The organism is Erythrobacter sp. K21-9 (assembly GCF_055808355.1).
Genome location: NZ_CM147866.1, coordinates 852,898 through 874,594 on the forward strand (window position 1 = coordinate 852,898; position 21,697 = coordinate 874,594).

General features: G+C 60.6%; 7 protein-coding genes and 2 pseudogenes. 4 read left to right on the forward strand and 5 right to left on the reverse strand.

The features are described 5' to 3' along the window. Positions 1-8: 8 nt before the first annotated feature. The 3 genes and pseudogenes from AC0L39_RS04335 to AC0L39_RS04345 form a co-directional block, all read right to left on the reverse strand. On the reverse strand, positions 9-2,876 hold the full coding sequence (locus tag AC0L39_RS04335) for a M16 family metallopeptidase (protein ID WP_473261010.1): 2,868 nt from the start codon (positions 2,874-2,876) through the stop codon (positions 9-11). A gap of 71 nt (positions 2,877-2,947) precedes the next feature. Then, positions 2,948-5,234: pseudogene (locus tag AC0L39_RS04340) on the reverse strand (acylase). 69 nt (positions 5,235-5,303) lie between these two features. Then, positions 5,304-6,215 (reverse strand): class I SAM-dependent methyltransferase, encoded by a 912-nt coding sequence (locus AC0L39_RS04345; RefSeq protein WP_473261012.1) that lies wholly within the window; start codon positions 6,213-6,215, stop codon positions 5,304-5,306. A 252-nt stretch (positions 6,216-6,467) separates the two neighbouring features. Between AC0L39_RS04345 and clpB the strand changes: the two are divergent. From clpB to AC0L39_RS04360, 3 genes and pseudogenes are all read left to right on the forward strand, one after another. Further along, positions 6,468-9,046 (forward strand): annotated as a pseudogene (gene clpB / locus AC0L39_RS04350) (ATP-dependent chaperone ClpB). Positions 9,047-9,403: 357 nt separating this feature from the next. Then, positions 9,404-12,853: a TonB-dependent receptor domain-containing protein gene (locus AC0L39_RS04355; RefSeq protein WP_473261014.1), complete on the forward strand. Its 3,450-nt coding sequence runs from the start codon at positions 9,404-9,406 to the stop codon at positions 12,851-12,853. A gap of 156 nt (positions 12,854-13,009) precedes the next feature. After that, positions 13,010-15,004 carry an alpha/beta hydrolase family protein gene (locus AC0L39_RS04360; protein WP_473261016.1) on the forward strand — a complete coding sequence of 665 codons (1,995 nt, stop codon included), beginning with the start codon at positions 13,010-13,012 and terminating at the stop codon, positions 15,002-15,004. A gap of 578 nt (positions 15,005-15,582) precedes the next feature. On the opposite strand, the gene AC0L39_RS04365 is transcribed toward AC0L39_RS04360, so the two are convergent. Together AC0L39_RS04365 and AC0L39_RS04370 are read right to left on the reverse strand one after the other, a co-directional pair. Beyond that, positions 15,583-18,636 (reverse strand): TonB-dependent receptor domain-containing protein, encoded by a 3,054-nt coding sequence (locus AC0L39_RS04365; protein ID WP_473261018.1) that lies wholly within the window; start codon positions 18,634-18,636, stop codon positions 15,583-15,585. Between the two features lie 456 nt (positions 18,637-19,092). Beyond that, positions 19,093-20,364 (reverse strand): 2OG-Fe(II) oxygenase family protein, encoded by a 1,272-nt coding sequence (locus AC0L39_RS04370; RefSeq protein ID WP_473261020.1) that lies wholly within the window; start codon positions 20,362-20,364, stop codon positions 19,093-19,095. A gap of 160 nt (positions 20,365-20,524) precedes the next feature. On the opposite strand from AC0L39_RS04370, the gene AC0L39_RS04375 reads away from it, so the two are divergent. Continuing rightward, positions 20,525-21,697 (forward strand): acetyl-CoA C-acetyltransferase, encoded by a 1,173-nt coding sequence (locus tag AC0L39_RS04375; RefSeq protein WP_473261021.1) that lies wholly within the window; start codon positions 20,525-20,527, stop codon positions 21,695-21,697.

A 21,697-nucleotide genomic window follows, 5' to 3' on the forward strand; every position in this document is an offset into this window, starting at 1 on the left:
GCCTGGCGTCACTCGCCTTCGGGCAGCTCGCGCACTTCGACCGGCAGGCCGAGCCCTTCGAGCTGGGTCTGCACCATGCTCGCATCGCCGACCACGACCCAGACGAACCTGTCGATATCGAGCGCGGCGCGCGCCGCGGCATCGAGGCTTTCAGCGCTCTGGCCCTGGTACTTCTCGACGAGGCTTTCGTAATAGTCGTCCGGGCGTCCGTAGAGCGCGTTGCTCTGCATGGCGCTCAGGACGGCGGGCGAGGTTTCGAACCGACCCGGCAGCTCTCCGATTTCCTGCGCGACATTGCGCTGCAGTTCTTCGGTGGTGACGCCGTTCGTGGTCAGGAATTCGCTCGTCTCGCGGATCAGCTCGGCAACCGAATCGCCGGTGCGGTCCGCCTGGACGCCGCCGGAAATGGTATAGGCCACTGCGTTCTCGCGCGCCTGCGGTCCGCCGCGCACACCGTAGCTCCATCCCTTCGTCTCGCGCAGGTTCATGTTGAGCCGCGCGAGGAAGTTGCCGCCAAGCGAATTGTTGGCATTGGTGAAGTCGATGTAATTGTCATCGCTTGCATTGAGCGGCGTCAGCTGCGCGCCGAGGATGAAGCTCTGCGGGCTGTTGGGCCGGTTGATGAGGATGATCCGTCCGCCTGCGTCCGGCGCACCATCGAGCGTGAAGCTCTTTGTGCCTTTCGCCGCTGCGGGCGCTTCCCAATCGCCGAACACGCCGTTCAGCGCGGTGACGATTTCAGCCATGGGACGGTCGGAGATCACGAATACCTCGCCATTGTCGGGGCGGATCCAGGTGTCCTTGAAGCTGACCAGATCGTCGCGCGTGATCGAGGTTACGCTTTCGACCGAGCTGTTCCCGCCATAGGGGTTCGCTTCACCGAAGATCTCCGGCGCGATCGAGCGAAAAGCGATGCCTTGGGGCGTCTTCAGCTGCTGCCTGATCCCGGTAACCGTCTGCGTGCGCACACGCTCGAGATCGGCGGGATTGAACGCAGGTTCGCGCACGATATCGCTGAGGAGTTCGAGCGAAGGCACGAGGTTTGACGACAGCGCCGACAGCGTGAAAGTCGACCGGTCCGCTCCGCCGCCGGTCGAGATCGACGCGCCGAGGCGTTCGCGCTCTTCGGCGATTTCCTGACTGGTCATGTCGGCTGTGCCTTCGTCGAACAGCGACAGCGTGAGGTCTTCGAGACCGCGCATATCGACCGGATCGGCCGCGCTGCCCGCATCGAAGGAGAGCGTCACATAGGTCGCCGGGACTGCATCGCGCTGCGCGTAGGTCAGCTGCATTCCGTTGGCGAGCATCGCGCGCTCGAGATCGGGGAAATCAAGCGTTGCGATCGTGTCGATCGGCGGTGCGGGGCGAACCTTGGAGACGGTGATCTCTTCGGCTTCGCGGTCACGCTCAGAGGCGTTTTCGCCTTCAGTCTCGACCGAGGCTGCCTCCTCGTATTGCGCGTCGCGCTCACCCGGTTCGAGGACAAGGGTGAAGCTGGGGCGCGTCATCCAGCGCTCCATCGCGGCTTTCACATCGGCTGCGGTGAGAGTGGCGAGAACATCGAATTGCTTCTGGTAGAAACCCGGATCGCCAGCGAGCACTTCGCCGCGCGCCAGCGTCACCGCCTTGCCGCCAAAGCCGCCGACCTGCTCCAGCCCGCGGATTGTGCCGGCAAGCTGGTTGGTCGCCGCACGGCGCACTTCGTCGTCGGTTGGTCCCTCGGCAATATATTCGGCGATCAGCTCGTCGAGCCGCGCCTCGAGCGTTTCGAGCTCTACGCCGGGTTTCAGCGTGGCGGACACGTTCAGGATGCCGACCCGCTGGAAATCGAAGTTGCCTGCGCCGACGCCGACCGCCAGCTGCTCATCGCGCACCAGCACCTCGTCGAGCCTGCTGGAAGCAAGGCCGCCAAGGATGGTCGCGCCGATATCGAGAGCGGTCAGTTCCTCACTGGTGATGCCGGGGGCGGACCAGAACTTGCTGACAGTGGTTGCGGCCACCTGATCGCGCATCACGCTGCGCTTGTCTTCGGCCAGCACGGGGATTGCAGCCTCGGCCGGATTGTTGACCGGACCGCGCGCGATCTCACCGAAATACTTTTCCATCAGCGGCCGGGCTTCGGCGGCGGAGATATCGCCGGCGAGGACCACGGTCGCGTTGTTGGGGCCGTATTTGTCGCGGAACCAGTTCTGCACGTCCTCCATCGAGGCGCTGTCGAGATCGGCCATCGAGCCGATCACCGAATGGCTGTAGGGGTGCCCTTCAGGGAACATGTTTTCGAGGATTTCATAGAAGACAAGGCCGCCGGGCTGGTTGTCGCCCTGGCGCTTTTCATTCTGCACGACGCCGCGCTGGTTATCGAGCTTCCCCTGCGTCACCGCGCCGAGCAGATAGCCCATGCGGTCGCTTTCGAGCCACAGCGCGCGTTCGAGCGCGGGGCTGGGCACGGTCTGGAAATAGTTCGTCCGGTCGAAATTGGTCGTCCCGTTGGTATCGGTCGCGCCCATTTCCTGGAGGTATTGGAAGTAATCGTTCGGCGCGTTTTCGCTTCCGTTGAACATCAGGTGTTCGAACAGGTGGGCAAAGCCGGTCTTGCCTTCCGGCTCATCCTTGGAACCGACATTGTACCACACCGCGATGCCGACGACCGGCGCCTTGCGATCCTCGTGGACAATCACGGTAAGGCCGTTTTCGAGCTCGAATCTCTCATACGGTATCGCAACCTGCGAGACGAGCTCGGACAGGTCGCCTGCGCCTGCCATTTCGGAATGCGCGTGGCCATCGGCAAGCGCCGGTGCGGATGGAGCGACCATCGCCAGCGCGATTGCAGCAATACTCGTGGAAGCCAGGCGGGCGCCTGCATTGAACAGCGACATGGTGAATCTCTCTCTTTTGAAACTCTTACTACGAATACGGTGCGCCAATTGGCGTGACACTTCAAGTTACATTATTGCACGTTCGTCACCGTGTAGCGCCGCTTGGCATTGGCGAGCACGTCTTCTCGCCAGAACTTGACCGGCTTCAATTGGTGATCGACGAAAAGCTGCATCTGATCGGTGTGGTGCGGGCTGCCGGGCCGGGTGATCGCAGCGCCGAACGGCTGGATCGATTCAGAGCGGACGCGGCTCGCCATCTTGAGGCCATTCGACCCACTGGATGAAGCTGTCGCCGTGGACAAGGCGCAGGCGGCCATCATCATCCACATCCCATGTGGTCGAGGCGCGCAAGGTGTCCGAGCCGCCATCAAGCGGCAGATCGACATCGCCTTGACGCAGACGGAGCAGGTCGCTCATCGGCGGATCGAGCCTGCCGAAATGCTCCATCAAATGCTGGGCTGCATCGTGGAGCATATCTTGAACATCGGGCACTTCGGCTTTGTTTTGATATTCAGCGGACATGAAATCGCGGATCATCAACAATGCCAGAGCATCGGCGCGACCTTTGTTGTCGGCGGTGAAGTCCCAGGTAAGAAGCAGTTCGCGTGCCTCCCAAAGAAGTTCTTCGTCGATTGTCAGGGTTGATTTGATGGTCGTCTTCTTGCTTCGCCAGTTTTCGAGCTCGTCCCACAGATCAGCGACATAGCCCTCGCGTTCATAGGCGGTGTCATACTTGATCCGCTCCAGCGCTGCGCGGTCGAGCAGGTTTGCTTCAGAAAGCAGCTTGTAGGCGCGGCGCGAACGGTTGGTTTGCTTGCGCTCAACCCCCAGCACTGGCGAGAAGTCGTCGGGCAACAGGTCGCTGCCTGCGCCTGCCGCCGTATAAGGTTCGTTGTTGGCATTGTAGATCCAGCCGCTGGGCGGATTGATCAGCTTGGGCAGTTCCTCATAATCGACAGACCCTTCCCAGATCAGGTCGCTGCGGTCGCCCGGCAGCGCGCTGCGCCAATCGGCTCTCACATCGTCGGGCCGGTCGGGGATTGCAGCGTTATAGACGTAGGCGATGTTTCCGTCCTCATCGGCGTAGATGAAGTTCGTGCTCGGGATCGCCATGCGCGCCATCTGCGCCTGCCACTCGGCAAGGTTCGTCGCCTTGTTGAGCCGGTAATAGGCATCGAGCTGCTCGACGCTGTCCATCCCGCCATAGCGGACTGCGAAATAGCCGTCGTCGTTCTTGATCACCGGGCCGTGAACGCTGCGATAGACAGTGCGGCGCACCGGGAGCGTGATCGGCCCCAGCTTTACCGGCAGGGTCACGGTCCTGCTTTCCAGATCGAGCCACTCATCGTCGAGCCGGTAACGTAGTTCTTCCCCGTCAATGCCGGGCGAAACGGCGACTTCGAGCTTGTAGATGTCGGCCATGTCGGGGCGGTTGACGGTGTTGGTCCAGCCAAGGTGGCGGTTATGGCCGAGAAACGGGAAGGGCGAGCCGGGGAAATTCGCCCCGGTGAAATGCCATCCCTCGCCGCTTTCCACGGTGAGTTCGTACCACGCCACGCCGCCGCGCAGCGGTTGGTGCGAATTGGAGATCAGCGTGGTCGGACCGCCCGATTTTTCCGGCGCTACGGCAAAGGCGTTGGAGCCGAGCAGCGCCGCATCCTCGCCCCACGGCAGCGGATGGATGCCGCTATGCGCCTCGGTTTCCTCAAGGCGCGTCGCATCTTCCACCGCAGGCGTCTCCGGCAGGGCAGTGCCGCGCGGAAAGCCCGGAATGTCGGGGCCGAACTCGCGCCGCAGCTCATCGCCCGAGACAAGCGGCGCGATGACATTGCCGAGCCCGTAAAAGAATGGCTGGCGCAGGACGAATCCCGCCGCAACGTCTTCGCCATTGACCGGGAAGAGGTTGGCAAGCTTCAACTCATCCGGATTGTCCTCGGCAAACTGGTTCAGCCCGCTGGCATACGCCTCGAACAGGGCGCGCGTGTCAGCCGGCAGTCCGGCGAACTTGCGCTCCGCCGTGCCGCGCGCATCGAGCAGGTGGTAGGCGTAATCGAACTGCGCACCTTCCTGTCCGGCAATCGCGCCGTAACGCCCCCGGCTCATCGCGACGACATCCTGCAAGGTGAAGAAATCGTCCTCGGCCTGAGCAATCGCCACACCGAAAGCGACATCCGCATCGGTCTCGCCGTAAATATGCGGGACGCCGTATTCGTCGCGGACGATTTCTGCGGTGTAATCCCGCTCGGGCGGAGCCTCTGCCTGAAAGGCGTAATACGGCTCCCACGTCATCAGGCCGATTACCGCCGCCAATAGAACTGCAAGCACGGCGAACCCGGCCCCGACAAACCATTTGCGCATCTACTCTATCTCCCTGGGAGCGGGTTAGCGGGAATGTGCAGGTCCGGGAAGAGGCCAGATCGCAGACCTTTAGGGCGTCTGGCCGTACTTCGTGGCTATCACCGCGTAGGACCGGCGCAGGTGCGGAATTCCAGCCAGACGGGGGAATGCAAGGCCTTCGTCCCGACTATACAGAAAGCCGCCATGCTCCATCGGGGTCTCGACGAGAGCTTCGTCGGAGCCGGGCGCGGTGAATGCGAAGTCCCCTGCCACGCCCGTGCCGCCCTTTGCGATCACCAGCAGCGCGGTCTGGTTAGAGGGATTGGCCACATTGTCCATCAGCTCGTGAGTGACCACTTTCATGCCCAGATCCTCGGCATGGCGGCGCAGGCGGCTGACATAACCGAACTCCCGCATCCTGGTCTGCGTCGCTTCGCTCCCCAGTTCGTCACTCGGTTCCAGGAGGATCAGGTATTTGCTGCACACCCGGTACAGTTCGCTCAGCAATTCGCGCTCGCGTCCGCCATTGGGTTCGAGTGCATGCGAGGAGATCACCGTATCGACGCTGCTCGCCGCCAGCGGAATTTGCGCGATATCGGCGGTGAACAGCGCGACATCGAGCTTTTTGTCGCGCAGGTATTGCGATGCGAAGTGAGCGCGCGACCATGACAGGTCGAAGGCCGCCAGAGACTTGCCGCGCCAGCCGTTCTTCTCGATCATTGCGGCAAAGGTCGTCCCTTCGCCTGTTCCGACATCGAGGATCGAATTGCCCACGTCCAGCCCGTCGATGCGCCGCGCAAGCTCTGCACAGTATGCATCGAGATAGCTGGCCATGTCGGGGTTCGACAAACCTGAGATATACGTGCCGGTTTGCAGGTCGTAGGCGATCTCGATGGCCTCGACGCTGTTGGTGTCCCGGTTGTTTTCGGCCCTCAGCATCTTCGTGATGTTCTGGCCTTCATCATAGGCCTGCCTGAGCCTGATAATGGCGTCGCGGTCCATAGGAGACATCCTCGCAAATCGTTTCTTCACCGGTCGTGGTTGGCCGCGCTATCGGCCAGCAAGATGGCAAGGGCAAGTGCGATCCCGGCCTCCTGCACAGCGTGTGCGCTCACCTGCCTCGATCTTGCCTCGCAGGGATGCGCGGTGGTCTTTCATAGGCGCGTGAGATTGGAACCGGAATGATCCGACCTATATGTCATTCCGACAGTGTCTTTTGCACTTTATGCATCACAGGCTTTTTGAGGTTTCACGATGAATCTGGAAAAATTCACAGACCGCGCCAAGGGCTTCCTGCAAAGCGCGCAGACGGTTGCGATCCGCATGAACCACCAGCGGATCACCCCGCTGCACTTGCTGAAAGCTCTGCTCGAAGACGAAGAGGGCATGGCTGCCGGGCTGATCCAGCGCGCTGGCGGCGAGGCGGCCCTCGCGGTGAGCGCGGTCGATGCCGGGCTGGACAAGATACCGGCGGTGACCGGCGGCGGGGCGCAGCAGACGCCGGGCCTCGATAACGATGCGGTGCGAGTGCTCGATCAGGCGGAAACTATCGCCGAAAAGGCGGGCGACAGCTATGTCACCGTCGAAATGATGCTCGTCGCATTGTCGCTGGCGCCCGGTGCAACGGGCGAAGCGATGAAGGCCGCGAGCGTTACTCCGCAAAGCCTCAATTCGGCCATCGACCAGTTGCGCGGCGGCAAGAAGGCCGACAGCGCCAATGCCGAGGCCAATTACGACGCGATGGAAAAATACGCGCGCGATCTCACTCAGGCAGCGCGCGACGGCAAACTCGATCCGGTCATCGAGCCGCGACGAGGAGATCCGCCGCACCATCCAGATCCTTGCCCGCCGGACCAAGAACAACCCCGCGCTGATCGGCGAACCCGGCACGGGCAAGACCGCGATTGCCGAGGGTCTCGCTTTGCGCATCGCCAATGGCGACGTGCCCGACAGCCTCAAGGGCCGCGCGCTGATGTCGCTCGACATGGGCGCCCTGATCGCAGGCGCGAAATATCGCGGCGAATTCGAAGAGCGGCTGAAATCGGTGCTCGACGAGGTGAAGAATGCCGACGGACAGATCATCCTGTTCATCGACGAGATGCACACTCTTATCGGGGCGGGCGCTTCCGAAGGCTCGATGGACGCATCCAACCTGCTGAAGCCCGCATTGTCACGCGGCGAGCTGCATTGCATCGGGGCCACGACCCTCGATGAATACCAGAAATATGTCGAGAAAGACCCCGCGCTCCAGCGGCGTTTTCAGCCGGTCTATATCGAGGAACCCAGCGTCGAGGACACGATCTCGATTCTGCGCGGTATCAAGGACAAGTACGAACTCCACCACGGCGTGCGCATCACCGACGGCTCTATCGTCGCCGCAGCGCGCCTGTCCGACCGCTACATCCAGAACCGCTTCCTGCCGGACAAGGCCATCGACCTGATGGACGAGGCGGCTTCGCGCATCCGGATGGAAGTCGAGATCCAAGCCAGAGGAAATCGACGAACTCGACCGCCGGATCATCCAGCTCAAGATCGAGGAATCGGCGCTGGAGAAGGAAGGCGACAAGGGATCGCAGGATCGGCTCGAGAACCTGCGCAAAGAGCTCGCCGAACTCGAACAGCAATCCTCCGAGCTGACGACCCGCTGGCAGAACGAGCGCGACAAGATCGAAGGCGAAAGCAAGATCAAGGAAGAGCTCGACCATGCCCGGCTGGAGCTGGAACAGGCGCAGCGCGAAGGCGATCTCGCCAAGGCAGGCGAGCTTTCCTACGGCACGATCCCCGATCTCGAAAAGCGGCTCGAAGCGGCCGAGGGCATGACCGAGAACGCGCTGCTGCGCGAAGAAGTGACCGAAGAAGACATCGCGGGTGTCGTCGCCCGCTGGACCGGAATCCCGATGGAACGGATGATGGAAGGCGAGCGCGAGAAGCTGCTGGAGATGGAAAGCATCCTGGGCAAGCGCGTGATCGGGCAGGAGCAGGCCATCCAGTCCGTATCCAAAGCCGTGCGCCGCGCGCGCGCCGGATTGCAGGACCCGAACCGACCGCTCGGCAGCTTCCTGTTTCTAGGCCCGACCGGCGTCGGCAAGACCGAGCTGACCAAGGCGCTGGCCGGGTTCCTGTTCGACGATGACAGCGCGATGGTGCGGATCGACATGAGCGAATTCATGGAGAAGCACTCCGTCGCCCGGCTGATCGGCGCGCCCCCGGGCTATGTCGGCTATGACGAGGGCGGGGTGCTGACGGAGGCCGTGCGGCGCAGGCCGTATCAGGTGGTGCTGTTCGACGAGGTCGAAAAAGCGCACTCCGACGTGTTCAACGTCCTGCTGCAAGTGCTCGACGATGGGCGCCTGACCGATGGACAGGGCCGCGTGGTCGATTTCTCGAACACGCTCATCATCCTGACTTCGAATCTCGGCAGCCAGTTCCTCTCCAACCTTGGCGACGATCAGAAGGTTGCCGATGTCGAGGACCAGGTGATGGATGTGGTGCGCGGACATTTCCGCCCCGAATTCCTCAACCGGCTGGATGAGATCATCCTGTTCCACCGCCTCGCAATGGAGCACATGGCTCCGATCGTCGCGATCCAGGTCAAGCGCGTGCAAAAGCTGCTCGATGACCGCAAGATCACGCTCGACCTGACCGAAGCTGCGCTCAGGTGGCTGGGCCGGGTGGGCTACGATCCGGTCTACGGAGCGCGGCCTTTGAAGCGTGCCGTCCAGCGTTATTTGCAAGACCCGCTGGCAGAGATGCTGCTCGAAGGGACCGTGACCGACGGGACGACGGTCAAAGTCGATGAAGGCGACGGCGAATTGCAAATGACGACGGCGTGATTGTTAGCAATTTGTGAAATTAAATGACTCATACGTAAAATAACTGAGAAGGGTGGTGGTTTGTTTCGCGCAGACCACCCTACTTTGATTGAATCTTATAGTCATAATCTGTTTAAGTTGCGCAACCGCTTCCTTTCTGTGGGATTAACGCAACACGAGCATGAAAAGTGCGCGAAAAGCGCGTGTCACACGCTCGCAGCTTTGACTTCATTCTTTCGCTATTGCACAAATCCGACATCGCAGGGGCTTTGTCGCGAAGTCAGCAATGGGGATTCTCTCTTCCGCACCGGGTAAGTGCGGGTGGGAGATGTTGTCTGATTGGGTGTCGGAGCTTCGGTTGTCGCAACTGGAGTCACCATGAAAAAGTTTAACAGCAGTTCTGTGAAGGCGCTCGCCTTCTCCGCATCGGTAATCGCGTTCGCGACCGCCGCTCCGGCTTTCGCGCAAGATGCCGAGCCGGGTGATGAATGTATCACGGACACCAACGCACCGGGCACCGTCGATGCCTCGGGCGATTGCATCCAGACCGAGGATGGCCCCACGGGCGCCACCACCGGACAGGGTGAAGAAGTCGATATTACGACCGGCGCATCGGGTCAGCAGCAATCGCAGCAGGGCGGTATCACCGTTACCGGTTCGCGTATCGTTCGCGACACTTACAGCTCGATCTCGCCGCTTCAGGTGCTCAGCACCGAAAACCAGCAGGCTGTCGGTGCATTCGACCCGGCGCAGATTCTGCAGCGTTCGGAAAGCGCCGCCGGTCAGCAGATCGATGCGACCTTCCAGGGCTTCGTCCTCGACAACGGTCCGGGTTCGCAGACGCTGAACCTTCGCGGTCTTGGTGCCGATCGTACGCTTCTTCTCGTCAATGGTCGCCGCCTCGCACCAGCTGGTGTGGAAGGTGCGCCGACCAACCCTTCGATCAACCTCGTTCCTTCGACGCTCGTCGATCGCTACGACCTGCTGCTCGACGGTGCATCGTCGGTTTACGGTTCGGACGCTGTTGCCGGTGTGGGTAACATCATCCTGCGCAAGGACTTCGATGGCCTTGAACTGCAGGCCAACGGCAACATCAACGAATTCGGCGGCGGCGATGACTACACTGTCAGCGCGGCCTGGGGCTTCAACACCGACCGCGCATTCTTCGGCATCGGCGCTGAATATGCACGCCGCGACGAAGTTCGTCTCGCAGACCGTCCGTTTCTCGCCGGCTGTACCACCCCTCTCGAACTGACCGATAGCGGCGAAGTTCGCAATGTCGGGATCCGTGCCAAGGCGATTGTTGAGAACCGCACCCCTGGCGTGACCGTTCGCGAGCAGCCTTGCAACATCACCAGCCAGGTTGGCCGTATCGTCAGCCCGTTCCAGTCCTACGGTTCGATCTACTTTACGCCGGGTCCGGGCAACTCGGGCATCACGAACTACGACGAATCCACCATCGGCGGCGTTGATATCGACGGTGACGGTGACGGCTTCCGCGATGTCGACTTCTCGCTCATCGACCGTAACGGCGCGAACCCGGAACAGGTGTTCATCTCGGGTCAGGAACTCTACAACGTTTTCGCCTACGGTGAATACACGTTCCCGGGCGATGCAAACATCACGCCGTTCTTTGAAGCCAACTACACGCGCGCCGAAATCCAGTCGGACAGCGGCGGTGCTGGCCAGATCTTCCCGTATGTACCGGGCAGCAACCCGTTCAACCCCTGTAACACCGCGAACAACGACTGTGCAGCTGCGGAAGTCACGCTGCTTGGTCGTCCGGGCGCCAACGCAGGCCTCAGCCTTCCTGTCATCCCGGTCCTCTCGATTGTGGGAGACCGCGATAACTTCGATGTTACGCAGGAGCAGTATCGCGGTGTGCTCGGTGTGCGCGGCGATCTGCCCTTCATCGGTTCGAGCTGGACCTTCGAAGTCGCGGGTACCTACTCGCGTTCGGAAGGGTCTTCGGTTCGCTTTGGTATCCGTGAGGACAAGCTTGCGCTTGCGCTCGGTATCGACCCGACCGCCGATTTCGATGGCGACGGCATTGTCGACAATAACGGTGACGGAATTGCCGACGATTACGACCAGGGCGTGGCGTTCATGCCGACGCTGACCAATGGCGCATGCGATTCGGCCAGTCTTGCAAATCCCGGTCTGGCTCTTGCCGACCTGACGCAAGGCTGTGTTCCGGTAAACCTGTTCTCCGCCAACGTCCTTGGCACCGCGATTGGTGACTTCGACACCCAGGCAGAGCGCGATTACCTGTTCGGTATTCGCGGGTTTGACACCACCTATGAGCAGATCCTGCTTTCCGGCTTCATGACGGGCGATCTGTTCGAACTGCCCGCCGGTCCGGTTGGTGTGGTGCTTGGTGCCGAATGGCGCGAAGACTCGATCGACTCGCAGCCGAACGATGTGGCCGCAAACGGCCTTTTGTTCGCCTTTTTCGCTGACCGCGGCGCAACCGGTTCCAAGTGGATCCGTGAGCTGTTCGGTGAAGTCGACATTCCGCTGATCGCTGGCGAAACGCTGGTCGAAGAGCTGACCGTCAACCTGTCCGGCCGTGTCACGGACGAGGAATTCTACGGCACCGCCGGGACTTACTCGATCAAGGCTGGCTGGCGTCCGGTGGCACCGCTGCTGATCAAGTTCAGCTACGGTACGTCATTCCGTGCACCGAACCTGCGCGAGAATTTCCTCGAAGGTCAGTCGGGCTTCCCAACTGTCATCGATCCCTGCGCCGTGCCGGACGATGCGTTCGTAACGCCTGCTGGAGCGACCAGCGGTTTCTACGATCCGACGCTCGACACCCGCGACCAGGCAATCTTCGACAACTGCACACGCGAAGGTCGTGACCCGACCAGCGTTGGTATCGACGTCTCGGCACTGAACACCATTCGCCAGCTGAGCATCGAAGACACCGCAGGCGGCACGTTCGACCTCGATCCGGAAACCTCGCGTTCGATCACCACAGGTTTTGCTTTCGAAGAGAGCTTCGCCAGCGGTTTCGAATTCGCTTTCAACTTCAACTATTTCGACATCAAGTTGAAGGACTCGATCATCGAGCCGTCTTCGCAGTTCATCATCAATGACTGCTACACCCGTCAGGATGGCATTCGCAGCCCGTTCTGCGATCGTATTACGGTCGACACCAACCCGAACTCGCGTCAGTTGGTCAGCGCAACCAATTCCGGCTTCATCAACCTGAACCAGGAATCGGTCCGCGGGATCGACATCAACACGACCTTCGGCAAGGACGTTATGATCGGCGGCGAGAACTTCGATCTGGCGCTCAACCTTCGGGCGAACCACCTGATCGAACGTTCGACCCTCTTCATCGACGACAACGGCAATCAGACCTTTGACGATGATGCGGGCGAATTCGGTCTTCCAAGTTGGACTGGCCGTGCGACCTTCTCGGTCGACTGGACCGATTTCCGCTTCACTTGGCAGACCCGTTACATCGGCGATGTCGAGCAGCAGGCAGACGGTATCGATCCGCTTGACGATGCGTTCGGCAACCTGGGTACTGGCTTCTTCGGTGACACCTGCACAGGCCTCGGCCCGGCTGGTGACGGCGTAAACGGTGACGGTGTATTCTGCCGCGATATCGGTTTCGCCGACGAGTACTTCGAGCACACGGCATCGCTCCGCTGGGATAACGGCACGCTCCGCGTCATCGCGGGTGTGACCAACATCTTCAACGAAGACCCGCCGCTGGTTGACAGCAACGAAGTGTTCAGCGTTTCCAACGTTCCAATCGGAAACGGTTACAACCTGGATGGCCGCGAATTCTTCGGCCAGCTGCTGTACCGTTTCTAAGGGCTAAACCGCTCAATTAAGCCAAAAAAAGCGGCTCCTCGCACTTGCCGAGGGGCCGCTTTTTTGATTTAATGCAAGGTGTTCGAGCCGCTGGACGGGAGGCCAGGCGGTTCATGTGAACACCAATCCATTTTCAACCTGGAAGAGTTCTAAATCATGAAGCTTTTTAAAGCCCCGCTGGCAGCCGCCATGGTCGGTGTATCGGCACTCGGTCTCAGTGTCGCCGCGCCCAGCGAAACACAAGCGCAGGCCAGCGTTCCGGTCGACGTCTGGGCATTGCGCGCTGTCGTCAATGCAGTCCAAGTTTCTCCCGATGGCAAGCATGTTCTCGTGCACAAGGTCGAAAGCCGCGAAGGCGAATATCTGCTTGAAATCTACAGCACCGATGACCTGTCGAAACCGCTCCGCAGGCTTAACGCCGATCCGATGGAAATCATCGGCGCACAGTGGGTCAGCGATAACTATATTTTCGGCACTGCGTGGCAAGTCAAACGCTCACAGGTCAAGCGCCCGGAGCAGGACATTCGCGAATATCTCGCGTATTCCTACGATCTGGAGAACAACACGTTCAGCAAGGCTGCCGGTAATTTCGGCTTGGTAAGCACCCTTCCGAATGATCCTGATAAAGTCCTCATTGGCGGCGGGAATGCCATCCCTGACCCTACCGGGCGCGACCCTTTTGCGGCTGCGCGCCCGAGGGCCTATTACAAATTCGATCTCAGGACTGGTAGCCGTTCGCTCGTTCTCAAGGGCAACAATAAATACCCGCAGGTTGAGCGCTGGGATAGCGAAGGCAACGCAAGATACACCGCTGTGCTTGATCGTACAGACGGAACCTACAAGGAATATTATCGCAAACCTGGCGACAGTTCCTGGACGTTTTTTCAAGAAACAGATTTCACGGATCCCGACAACGTCTATAAATTCTACGGCGGAAATTTCGGTGTAGTCGGTTTCAAGCAGGACGATCCAAACACCGGATATTTCGTGCATGTCGCGGAAGGTGAGGACAAGGCTGGCCTTTACGAGTTTGATTTCTCGTCTGGTCAAATCGGCAAGAAGCTGTTCCAGCCGGAAGACGCCGACGTCCTGGGTATTCAAACTCATTCGATACCGGGCAATGATAAACTCGTCGCTGCCGTCTATCCGGGCGCCAAACTGGAGCGGCATTGGTTCGATGAGGAAGAAAAGGCGCTTTTCGAGGCGCTCGAGCAACAGATCCCTTACGCGCATGACATTTCCATATCGAGCCGCTCACGTGACGGGCTGACGATGATTGTGACCAATCGCGGCCCTCGCGATCCTGGCTCATACTGGATGGTCAAGGACGGGAAGCTGGCCAAACTTGGTAGCCGCAATCCGCTTCTTAACCCCGAACAATTGAGCGATGTGAAATACATCCGTTACAAGGCGCGCGACGGCCTGGAAATTCCGGGATACGTGACGATGCCCAAGGGCGAAGGGCCGTTTCCGCTCATTGTGCAGCACAATGGCGGTCCTGCCGTGAACGGAAGGGTGTCGTTTGACGAGATGGGGCAAATGCTCGCTTCGGTCGGCTACATGGTCTTCCACCCTGAAAACCGCATTTCGACAGGCTGGGGCAAGAAGCACTTCAACGCAGGGTATTTGCAGCACGGTCTGGCAATGCAGGATGACAAGGATGACGGCGTAAAATACCTCATCGAACAGGGCCTTGCCGATCCGGATCGAGTTGCCTTCTTCGGCTGGTCCTACGGAGGCTATGCCGCGTTGGTTGCCGCAGCGCGTCAAGATAACCTGTATCAGTGCTCGATCGCAGTGAACGGCGTGGCCGACGCCGAGAAGCAGTACCTCTACCGGAACGACCCCGATCTGAAGGCGCTTGACGATTGGAACAAGCATCGCGGCGGCACAACGGTCAATCCGATCAACGAAGTTGCCAATGTGAACATTCCGCTGCTCATGATCCACAGCGATAATGATCGCCGTGTCATGTATTATCACTTCAGAGACTATAAGAAGGCATTCGAAGCAGCAGGGAAGCAGGGGCAGTTCGTGACCCTTGAGGGTGCGGACCACTTCAGCAACACGCTGATGTTCAATCACCAGCAGCAGCTATACACAAAGATGCTCGACTTCTTGGCGAATGATTGCGGACCTGGCGGTCTCTGATCTCGCCTCGGCACAGCAACTGATAGAAGAGGGCTCGGTCGCAGGACCGGGCCCTTTTTTCATTGCGCTCATGGCAGCGCCGCGGGGAGGGCGGAGCTTGAGGTCGTCAACCGTGCGAGGGCTACAGGAGCCGCTTGGGTTCAGTGTGGGCCGTGTCTGCCGCACCGGATGTAATGGCTGTGTGTTTCCAAGCATGGCTCGAGAATGCCCGAAGGTGCGCTCCGCATGTCCCGCGCGTTGTTCCTGGTGCTGAGGAGCGTTCCGGCGACTGGCCGATGCTGCTTGCAGCGCAGCGAGAGGGTGGCCACCCGCTTTGATTTGCGGGGCGCTGGAGACGCGGCGTCGCGCTGCGGGCCCGATCCATCTCTGCGTCATGAAGCCGGCGGGAGGGCCGCCTCAAAGGCAAGCGAGGGGACTGGTGAGAAGCTCGCGCAGATCGCTGTCGAGCGAGTTTTCCGAGCGCCCCTCAAGGATCACCCAAGGCTGGGGCTCACTTTCTTCGGGCGGCCTAAATCGCCCACAAAAAAAGCCGCGGTCCGAAGACCGCGGCTCTCTTTGTCGTTTGCTGTCAGCCTGGATTAGAAGCTGAGGCGGACACTCGCTGCATAGCTGCGGCCACGAATGTCATAAACGTTCGGGTAGGTGTTACCCGAGTTGTTTGCAGTCGAACCGATGTTCGAACCGACGATCGGCGGCTGCTCGTCGAGCAGGTTCTGGATGCCGAACACCAGCGTCACGGGATCGATTTCTGCACGAAGCGTCAGGTCAAAGTAGCTGTACGCTTCGATGGTCGTGAATTCCTCGACGAACCGCTCGGGTCCGGAAAGGGGCTCATATTCGAAGCTGTCGATCCAGCGCCAGTTAAGCGACAGTGCGAGCACATCGTAAGTGAGCGTGTTGCGCCAGTTGAACGAGAACTCTGGGTTCAGAGCGCCCGAGCCAACGCCGCCGCAGTTTGTCGAGTAGAACCCGACACACTCACGGTTTACACCGACCGCCGAAGACTGGAATTCTTCGTTGGCAGTCCAGTTACCGGCGAACGACGAGTTCCACCCGATAGCAGCGCTGAGATCAGTGTTGTAGCTGATCGTCAGATCGATACCGTCGGTGAAGATCGTTCCCTGGTTGGAGAACGGTTGCGGGAGACCCGGAGTGGTCGCCAGTTCACCGAACAAGTTACCGGTCGCCGGGTTCCGGCGGATGCCGGTGCAGTTCGGATCGGTCGCCGAGCTACTGTCGATGGTGAAGTTACCATTCGAGTAGTCGTCACCGAAGCAGAGCGCGAAGATGTCATCCTCGGTAGCTTGCGTGATCGCATCGGTGATCTTGATGTTGTAGTAATCGACCGTCGCAACGAGACCGGGAGCGAAATCAGGCTGGAACACGGCACCAATGGTCCATGTGTCAGCATCTTCCGAGTCGAGATCGGGGTTGCCGCCCGAGGTCACGTTCACCTGACCAGCCGGATCGACAATGATCGAACCGATTTGGGTCGGATCCGCACCCTGTGCGAGGCAGATCGCGAGCAGATCGGCATTGCCTGACGGGGCTCCGCCAGCGCATGGGTCAGCCGAGAAGTTCGCCAGGCCCGTAACAAGTGGTGAGAACAGTTCGAAAACGTTCGGAGCACGCGTCACGCGCTGAAAGTTGCCGCGGAACTGGAGCGCCGGAACTGGCGACCAGGTGCCGCCGACCTTCCAGGTGTATTCGGTGCCGGTGGTCGAGTAATCCGAAATACGACCGCCGAGCTGGAGTGTCAGCTCATCGAAGAAGGATGCACCTTCGACAATCGGAATGACAAGCTCACCGAAAACTTCGGACACATCGTAGGAGCCGGTGAAGTCAACAGCAGCTGCGCCGTTACCAAGCACTTCCGAAGGCGTCTGCGATGCAACGTCAGACGACTGACCAGCTACGTAGTCGCGATACTCGACACCGAGCACGAAGTTCACGCCGTTTTCAGCCCATGGAAGGGTCAAACCTGGCTCGCCGGTGATGAAGCCACCGACCTGGAACAATTCATTGAAGTTCGACTGCTGGTTGCCGGTATCGATGAACGCAATGGCGTCTGGCTGAATTGTGCCAGTGTCGCCAAAGATGTTGATCGGGACACAGCCACCAGTCGGATCCAGACATTCGGTCGTGCTCGTGGCATTAAGGGACTGCACCAGACGCGAACGCAGGCCGTTGCCGGACTGGCGCCGCGTACGCTCGCTCTCGCCATAGGCGAAGAAGGCTTCGTACTGGATGGTGTCAGTGATATCGCCGCGGGCACCGCCTTTGACCTGGAATAGGTCGGTTTCACGGACCGAGAGACGCTCGCCAAACTCGACGAAACGACGGCCCAGAGTAAGGCTCGCAGTCTCGAAGTCAGGATCGTTCGGATCTGTCGCCGCACGAGCTGCTGCACAAGCAGCAGGGTCGAGGAATGGTTCCACGACACCCAGCGCACTCTGCTGAGGAGTGGTGGCGGTTGCAGCCTGGAACAGAACGGTATCACGTGCACAGATTTGATCAACGAGTGCGTCCGGCAGGAACGGGTTCGACAGTGGAATGTCGACCGTAACACCGAAGGTGCCTGAAGGCGCGCCGTTGGTTTCAACCGTGCTGTTCACATACATCGCTTCGCCGAAGAATTCGAGCGACGGGCTGACTTCGTAATTGCCCTGCGTGTAGATGCGGTATTGCTCCAGAGGTGTCTGGAAGTAGTTGAACGGGTTGAAGTTGAACGGCGTGAAGCCCGGGTTCACCTGGCCCGTGGCAGGATCGATCTGAACGAACCCGCCATTTACCTCGTTGCCCGTCTCCGGATCGATGACAATGTTGTTCAGCAGACCGCTCGCACCGCCAGCCGCCGAAAGGCGGATTGGAGTGGTGGTCGACGAACCGCCGGGGTTACCGGAGAACGAGCTGATGTTGAACGTCGAGAAGTCGCGGTCGCCCTGACGGAGCGGGTCGCGGTTGGTGTACCCGATGTTGAACACGACATTGCCGCGGCCATCTTCGAGGTTCGCACCGAGCGTAAGGTCGGCACGGAAGACGTTGCCATCGCCCTGTTCGGTGATGTTGTTGGTGACGTTGAGCTCGGCGCCTTCAAAATCAGTCTTGGTGATGAAGTTGATAACGCCCGAGATGGCGTCGGCACCGTAGGTCGAACCAGCACCGCCGGTCAGAACATCGACACGCTCAAGCAGGGCAACGGGGATGACGTCGAGGTTGACTTCGAGCGTGGTCGTCGAAGGAATGACGCGCGTGCCGTTGAGCAGCGAGATGTTACGGTTGGAGCCGATACCGCGAAGGTTGATCAGCGTGGAACCGCCATTGCCGTTATTGGTGTTGGCGCCGATCGAGTTGACGATGCCCGGGATCTCGCGGAGCACTTCTTCGACACCGGAGGTCTGCTGAAGAAGGATTTCGCCTTCGCCAACGACTGCAACCGGGCTCGAAAGCTCGAGGTTGGGGTTGGTGACACGTGTACCTGTGACAATGATCGCATTGTCAGAGGCCTGAGGAACGACCTGGGTGTCCTCATCGACTGTATCCTGATCCTGAGCGAACGACGGAGTCGATGCCAAGGCCAGGCCTACTGCCATCGATCCGGCGCTCAGTCGGAGCTGCGTGGAAAATTTCATATGGTTTCTACCCTCATGACTGATGTCTTTCCCTAGGAGTGAAAAGACACAACAAGGATGGCTCAATTCACCTGGCCCATTCTCCGGCCAGATGCTCTCCTCATCCAATTAGTCGGGCTAGTTGGAAGCGACCCACGCAAAATTTGCGCGGAATTTATCCGTCCAGTCCCTAGGCTGCGGGTTACGCCGCTTGGACCCCGCAAGGGAAGCGATGACGGACGTTTTCGACAAATTGAAATCGCGGTGTAGCACTGTTGCAACACTCGAAAACACTGCGAATTAACCATCGTAGAGCGCCGGTTTGCGGCAATAGTGTTGAAGGCGGCAAAAAGCCCTTAACGCGGTGGGCGCAGCCGCAATGGCATTATCGTCGCACCCGCAAGCCAATTCGAAAAGGCTGCGCACGCGAAAAGCTGGCAATGGGTTCTTGTCTTGCGCGCCGTATCAGGACTGCGATCAGGCCGGCACGACATCGAACACCGCGGTCATGCGTTCGGTCGCGGCCGGTCCGCCGAATGCAGTTGTGCCGTGATACATGGTCGAGGGAAACAGGGCGATGAAGCCGGGTCGCGGCTGGATCGATTGGACAGGAGGCATGTCGAGCGCGAGATCGCGGGGCGGGCGGCCAAGTTCAAGCCATCCGTTCCTTGCCGCGTCATCCACCGCATCCGGAACCGCGAGGTAAAGCGCGCTCGAAAGGATGCCTTCAGGATGAATGTGCGGCACGTGATGGTCCCCGCCGCCTGTGAGCCGCACCGACCATGATCCGGCCATGCCCCAGCCTGCGCCGCGGTGCCGCAGAAGCGGGTGGGCCGGATCGGCTGGCGGCAGCCCTGCGCGATACGTCTCGAGCGCAGCGAGCGCCGCGGCTTGCAGGTCGCCGAAGACTCTCTCGCGTCGCTCAAACAGGTTGCCGCGTGTCTGCGTCCCGCCGCGAAGGCTTTGGCCAATCGGCATCGCGGCATTCCTGTGCAGGAGGCGCAATTCGGCGGTTGCCTCGTCCAACAGGCCCGCCTCGCCCTCAATCGGCAACATCTGGATGAGGCCTTCCTGACCGTGCAGCCAGTCGGCGCGCGCATCCCCTGCGAGCCGCCACACGATCCCGCGCAGCGCCCATGCGGCGATGTCCCACGGGTTTGCCGCAAGCGCTTCGCCGAGCAGTTCGCCTGCCGCGTCGGTGTCGCGCGCGCGCAGACGGTGGCGTGCTTCGTGAAGCGCGCGCTGCGGAGATCGCATGTCCAGTTTCCGGTAGATCGCATCCGCCCGGCTCCAGTCGCCCGCAGTGCCTGCATGAACCGCCTCGAGAAGCATGAATTGCGGCTCTTGCGGGAATTGCTCGCGGGCGCGCGCGGCGACCTCTGCAGCCTCGGCTACGTGATCGAACCCGGCGAGGGTTTCGCAATGCGCTGCGGCAATGTTGGGATCGCGCGGATGCTTTGCCTGCGCGGCGGTATAATGGGAGGTAAAGTCGGCTTCGCCCGCTGACAGCCGCAATTGCGCCAGAAATGCCTGCGCATCGAGAAAGCCGGGCGCTTGGTCGGCGATCTGCCGGGCAACGATCCGCGCGCCTTTCCTGTCGCCGGTCAGTTCAAGCGCGCGCGCCTTGCCCAGCCACAGCTTCGCATTGCCGGGATCGCCGCGCAGCGCTTGGTCGAACAGCGCCAGCGCGGCTGGATCACCGCGTGTCAGCGCTGCGTGTGCGGACTGGGCTGGGCTGGGCGAAGTCATGGCGAAACAAGCGCTAACCACCTTTGCCGTAGCGACACAAGCCGTGCCGGTGCACGGGGTGCGAATGGCCTCTCATTTTGCCCGCTTGATTCCCGCGCGGCGCTCCCATAGGCCGGTGGCAAACAGCAACGTTTACGTAAACGAGAGGACACCCCCGATCATGCCTACAGCCTATATCGTCGAAGCCGTCCGGACCGCTGGCGGCAAGCGCGGAGGCCGTCTGGCCGGCGCGCACCCGGTTGATTTGCTCGCAAAATCGCTCGATGCCGTGGTGGAGCGCAGCGGCGTCGATCCGGAGGCGGTCGACGATGTCGTGACCGGCTGCGTCAGCCAGGCGGGCGAACAGGCCGGACAGGTCGGGCGCATGGGCGCGCTCGCATCGAAACTGCTCCCGCAATCCACACCCGCCGTCTCGATCGACCGCCAGTGCGGTTCCTCGCAGCAGGCGATCCAGTTTGCAGCGCAGGCCGTGATGAGCGGCACGCAGGACGTCGTGATCGCCAGCGGCGTCGAAAGCATGACGCGCGCGCCGATGGGTTCGAACATGACGCTGCACATGAAGGAAGGGCTGGGCAATTACATGTCGCCCGGCGTCATGGAGAAGTATCCCGGCGTCCAATTCAGCCAGTTCATGGGCGCGCAGATGATCGCGGATAAGCACGATTTCACCAAGGATCAGCTCGACAGCTTCGCGCTTGAAAGCCACATGCGCGCGATCAAGGCGACCGAAACCGGGGCGTTCGAAAACGAGATCGTGCCGGTGCAGATCGAGACGCCCGAGGGCGAGGAGATGCACACGGTCGATGAGGGCATCCGCTTCGACGCGACGCTTGAAGGGATCGCAGGCGTCAAGCTGCTTGCTCCCGATGGCAAGATCACTGCGGCGAGCGCAAGCCAGATCTGCGATGGTTCCTCGGCGGTGATGGTCGTCTCCGAAGAGGCGTTGAAGCGCCACAATCTCACCCCGTTGGCGCGCATCCACAACCTCACCGTAACCGCAGGCGATCCTGTCATCATGCTGGAGGAGCCGCTGTTCGCGACCGACAAGGCGCTGGAGCGGGCTGGCATGAAGATCGGCGATATCGACCTGTATGAAGTCAACGAGGCCTTCGCCCCGGTCCCGCTTGCATGGCTCAAACACACCGGTGCGGACCCCGACCGCCTGAATGTCCACGGCGGCGCAATTGCGCTTGGCCACCCGCTTGGCGCATCGGGCACGAAGCTGATGGCGACGCTGGTCCACGCTCTCCACCGGCACGACAAGAAATACGGTCTTCAGACGATGTGCGAAGGCGGCGGTGTCGCCAACGTCACGATCATCGAACGCGTTTAA

Coding starts and splice junctions, on each gene's coding strand:
- AC0L39_RS04335 (WP_473261010.1), bottom strand. CDS start 2,876: ATGTCGCTGTTCAATGCAGGCGCCCGCCTGGCTTCCACGAGTATTGCT.
- AC0L39_RS04345 (WP_473261012.1), bottom strand. CDS start 6,215: ATGGACCGCGACGCCATTATCAGGCTCAGGCAGGCCTATGATGAAGGC.
- AC0L39_RS04355 (WP_473261014.1), top strand. CDS start 9,404: ATGAAAAAGTTTAACAGCAGTTCTGTGAAGGCGCTCGCCTTCTCCGCA.
- AC0L39_RS04360 (WP_473261016.1), top strand. CDS start 13,010: ATGAAGCTTTTTAAAGCCCCGCTGGCAGCCGCCATGGTCGGTGTATCG.
- AC0L39_RS04365 (WP_473261018.1), bottom strand. CDS start 18,636: ATGAAATTTTCCACGCAGCTCCGACTGAGCGCCGGATCGATGGCAGTA.
- AC0L39_RS04370 (WP_473261020.1), bottom strand. CDS start 20,364: ATGACTTCGCCCAGCCCAGCCCAGTCCGCACACGCAGCGCTGACACGC.
- AC0L39_RS04375 (WP_473261021.1), top strand. CDS start 20,525: ATGCCTACAGCCTATATCGTCGAAGCCGTCCGGACCGCTGGCGGCAAG.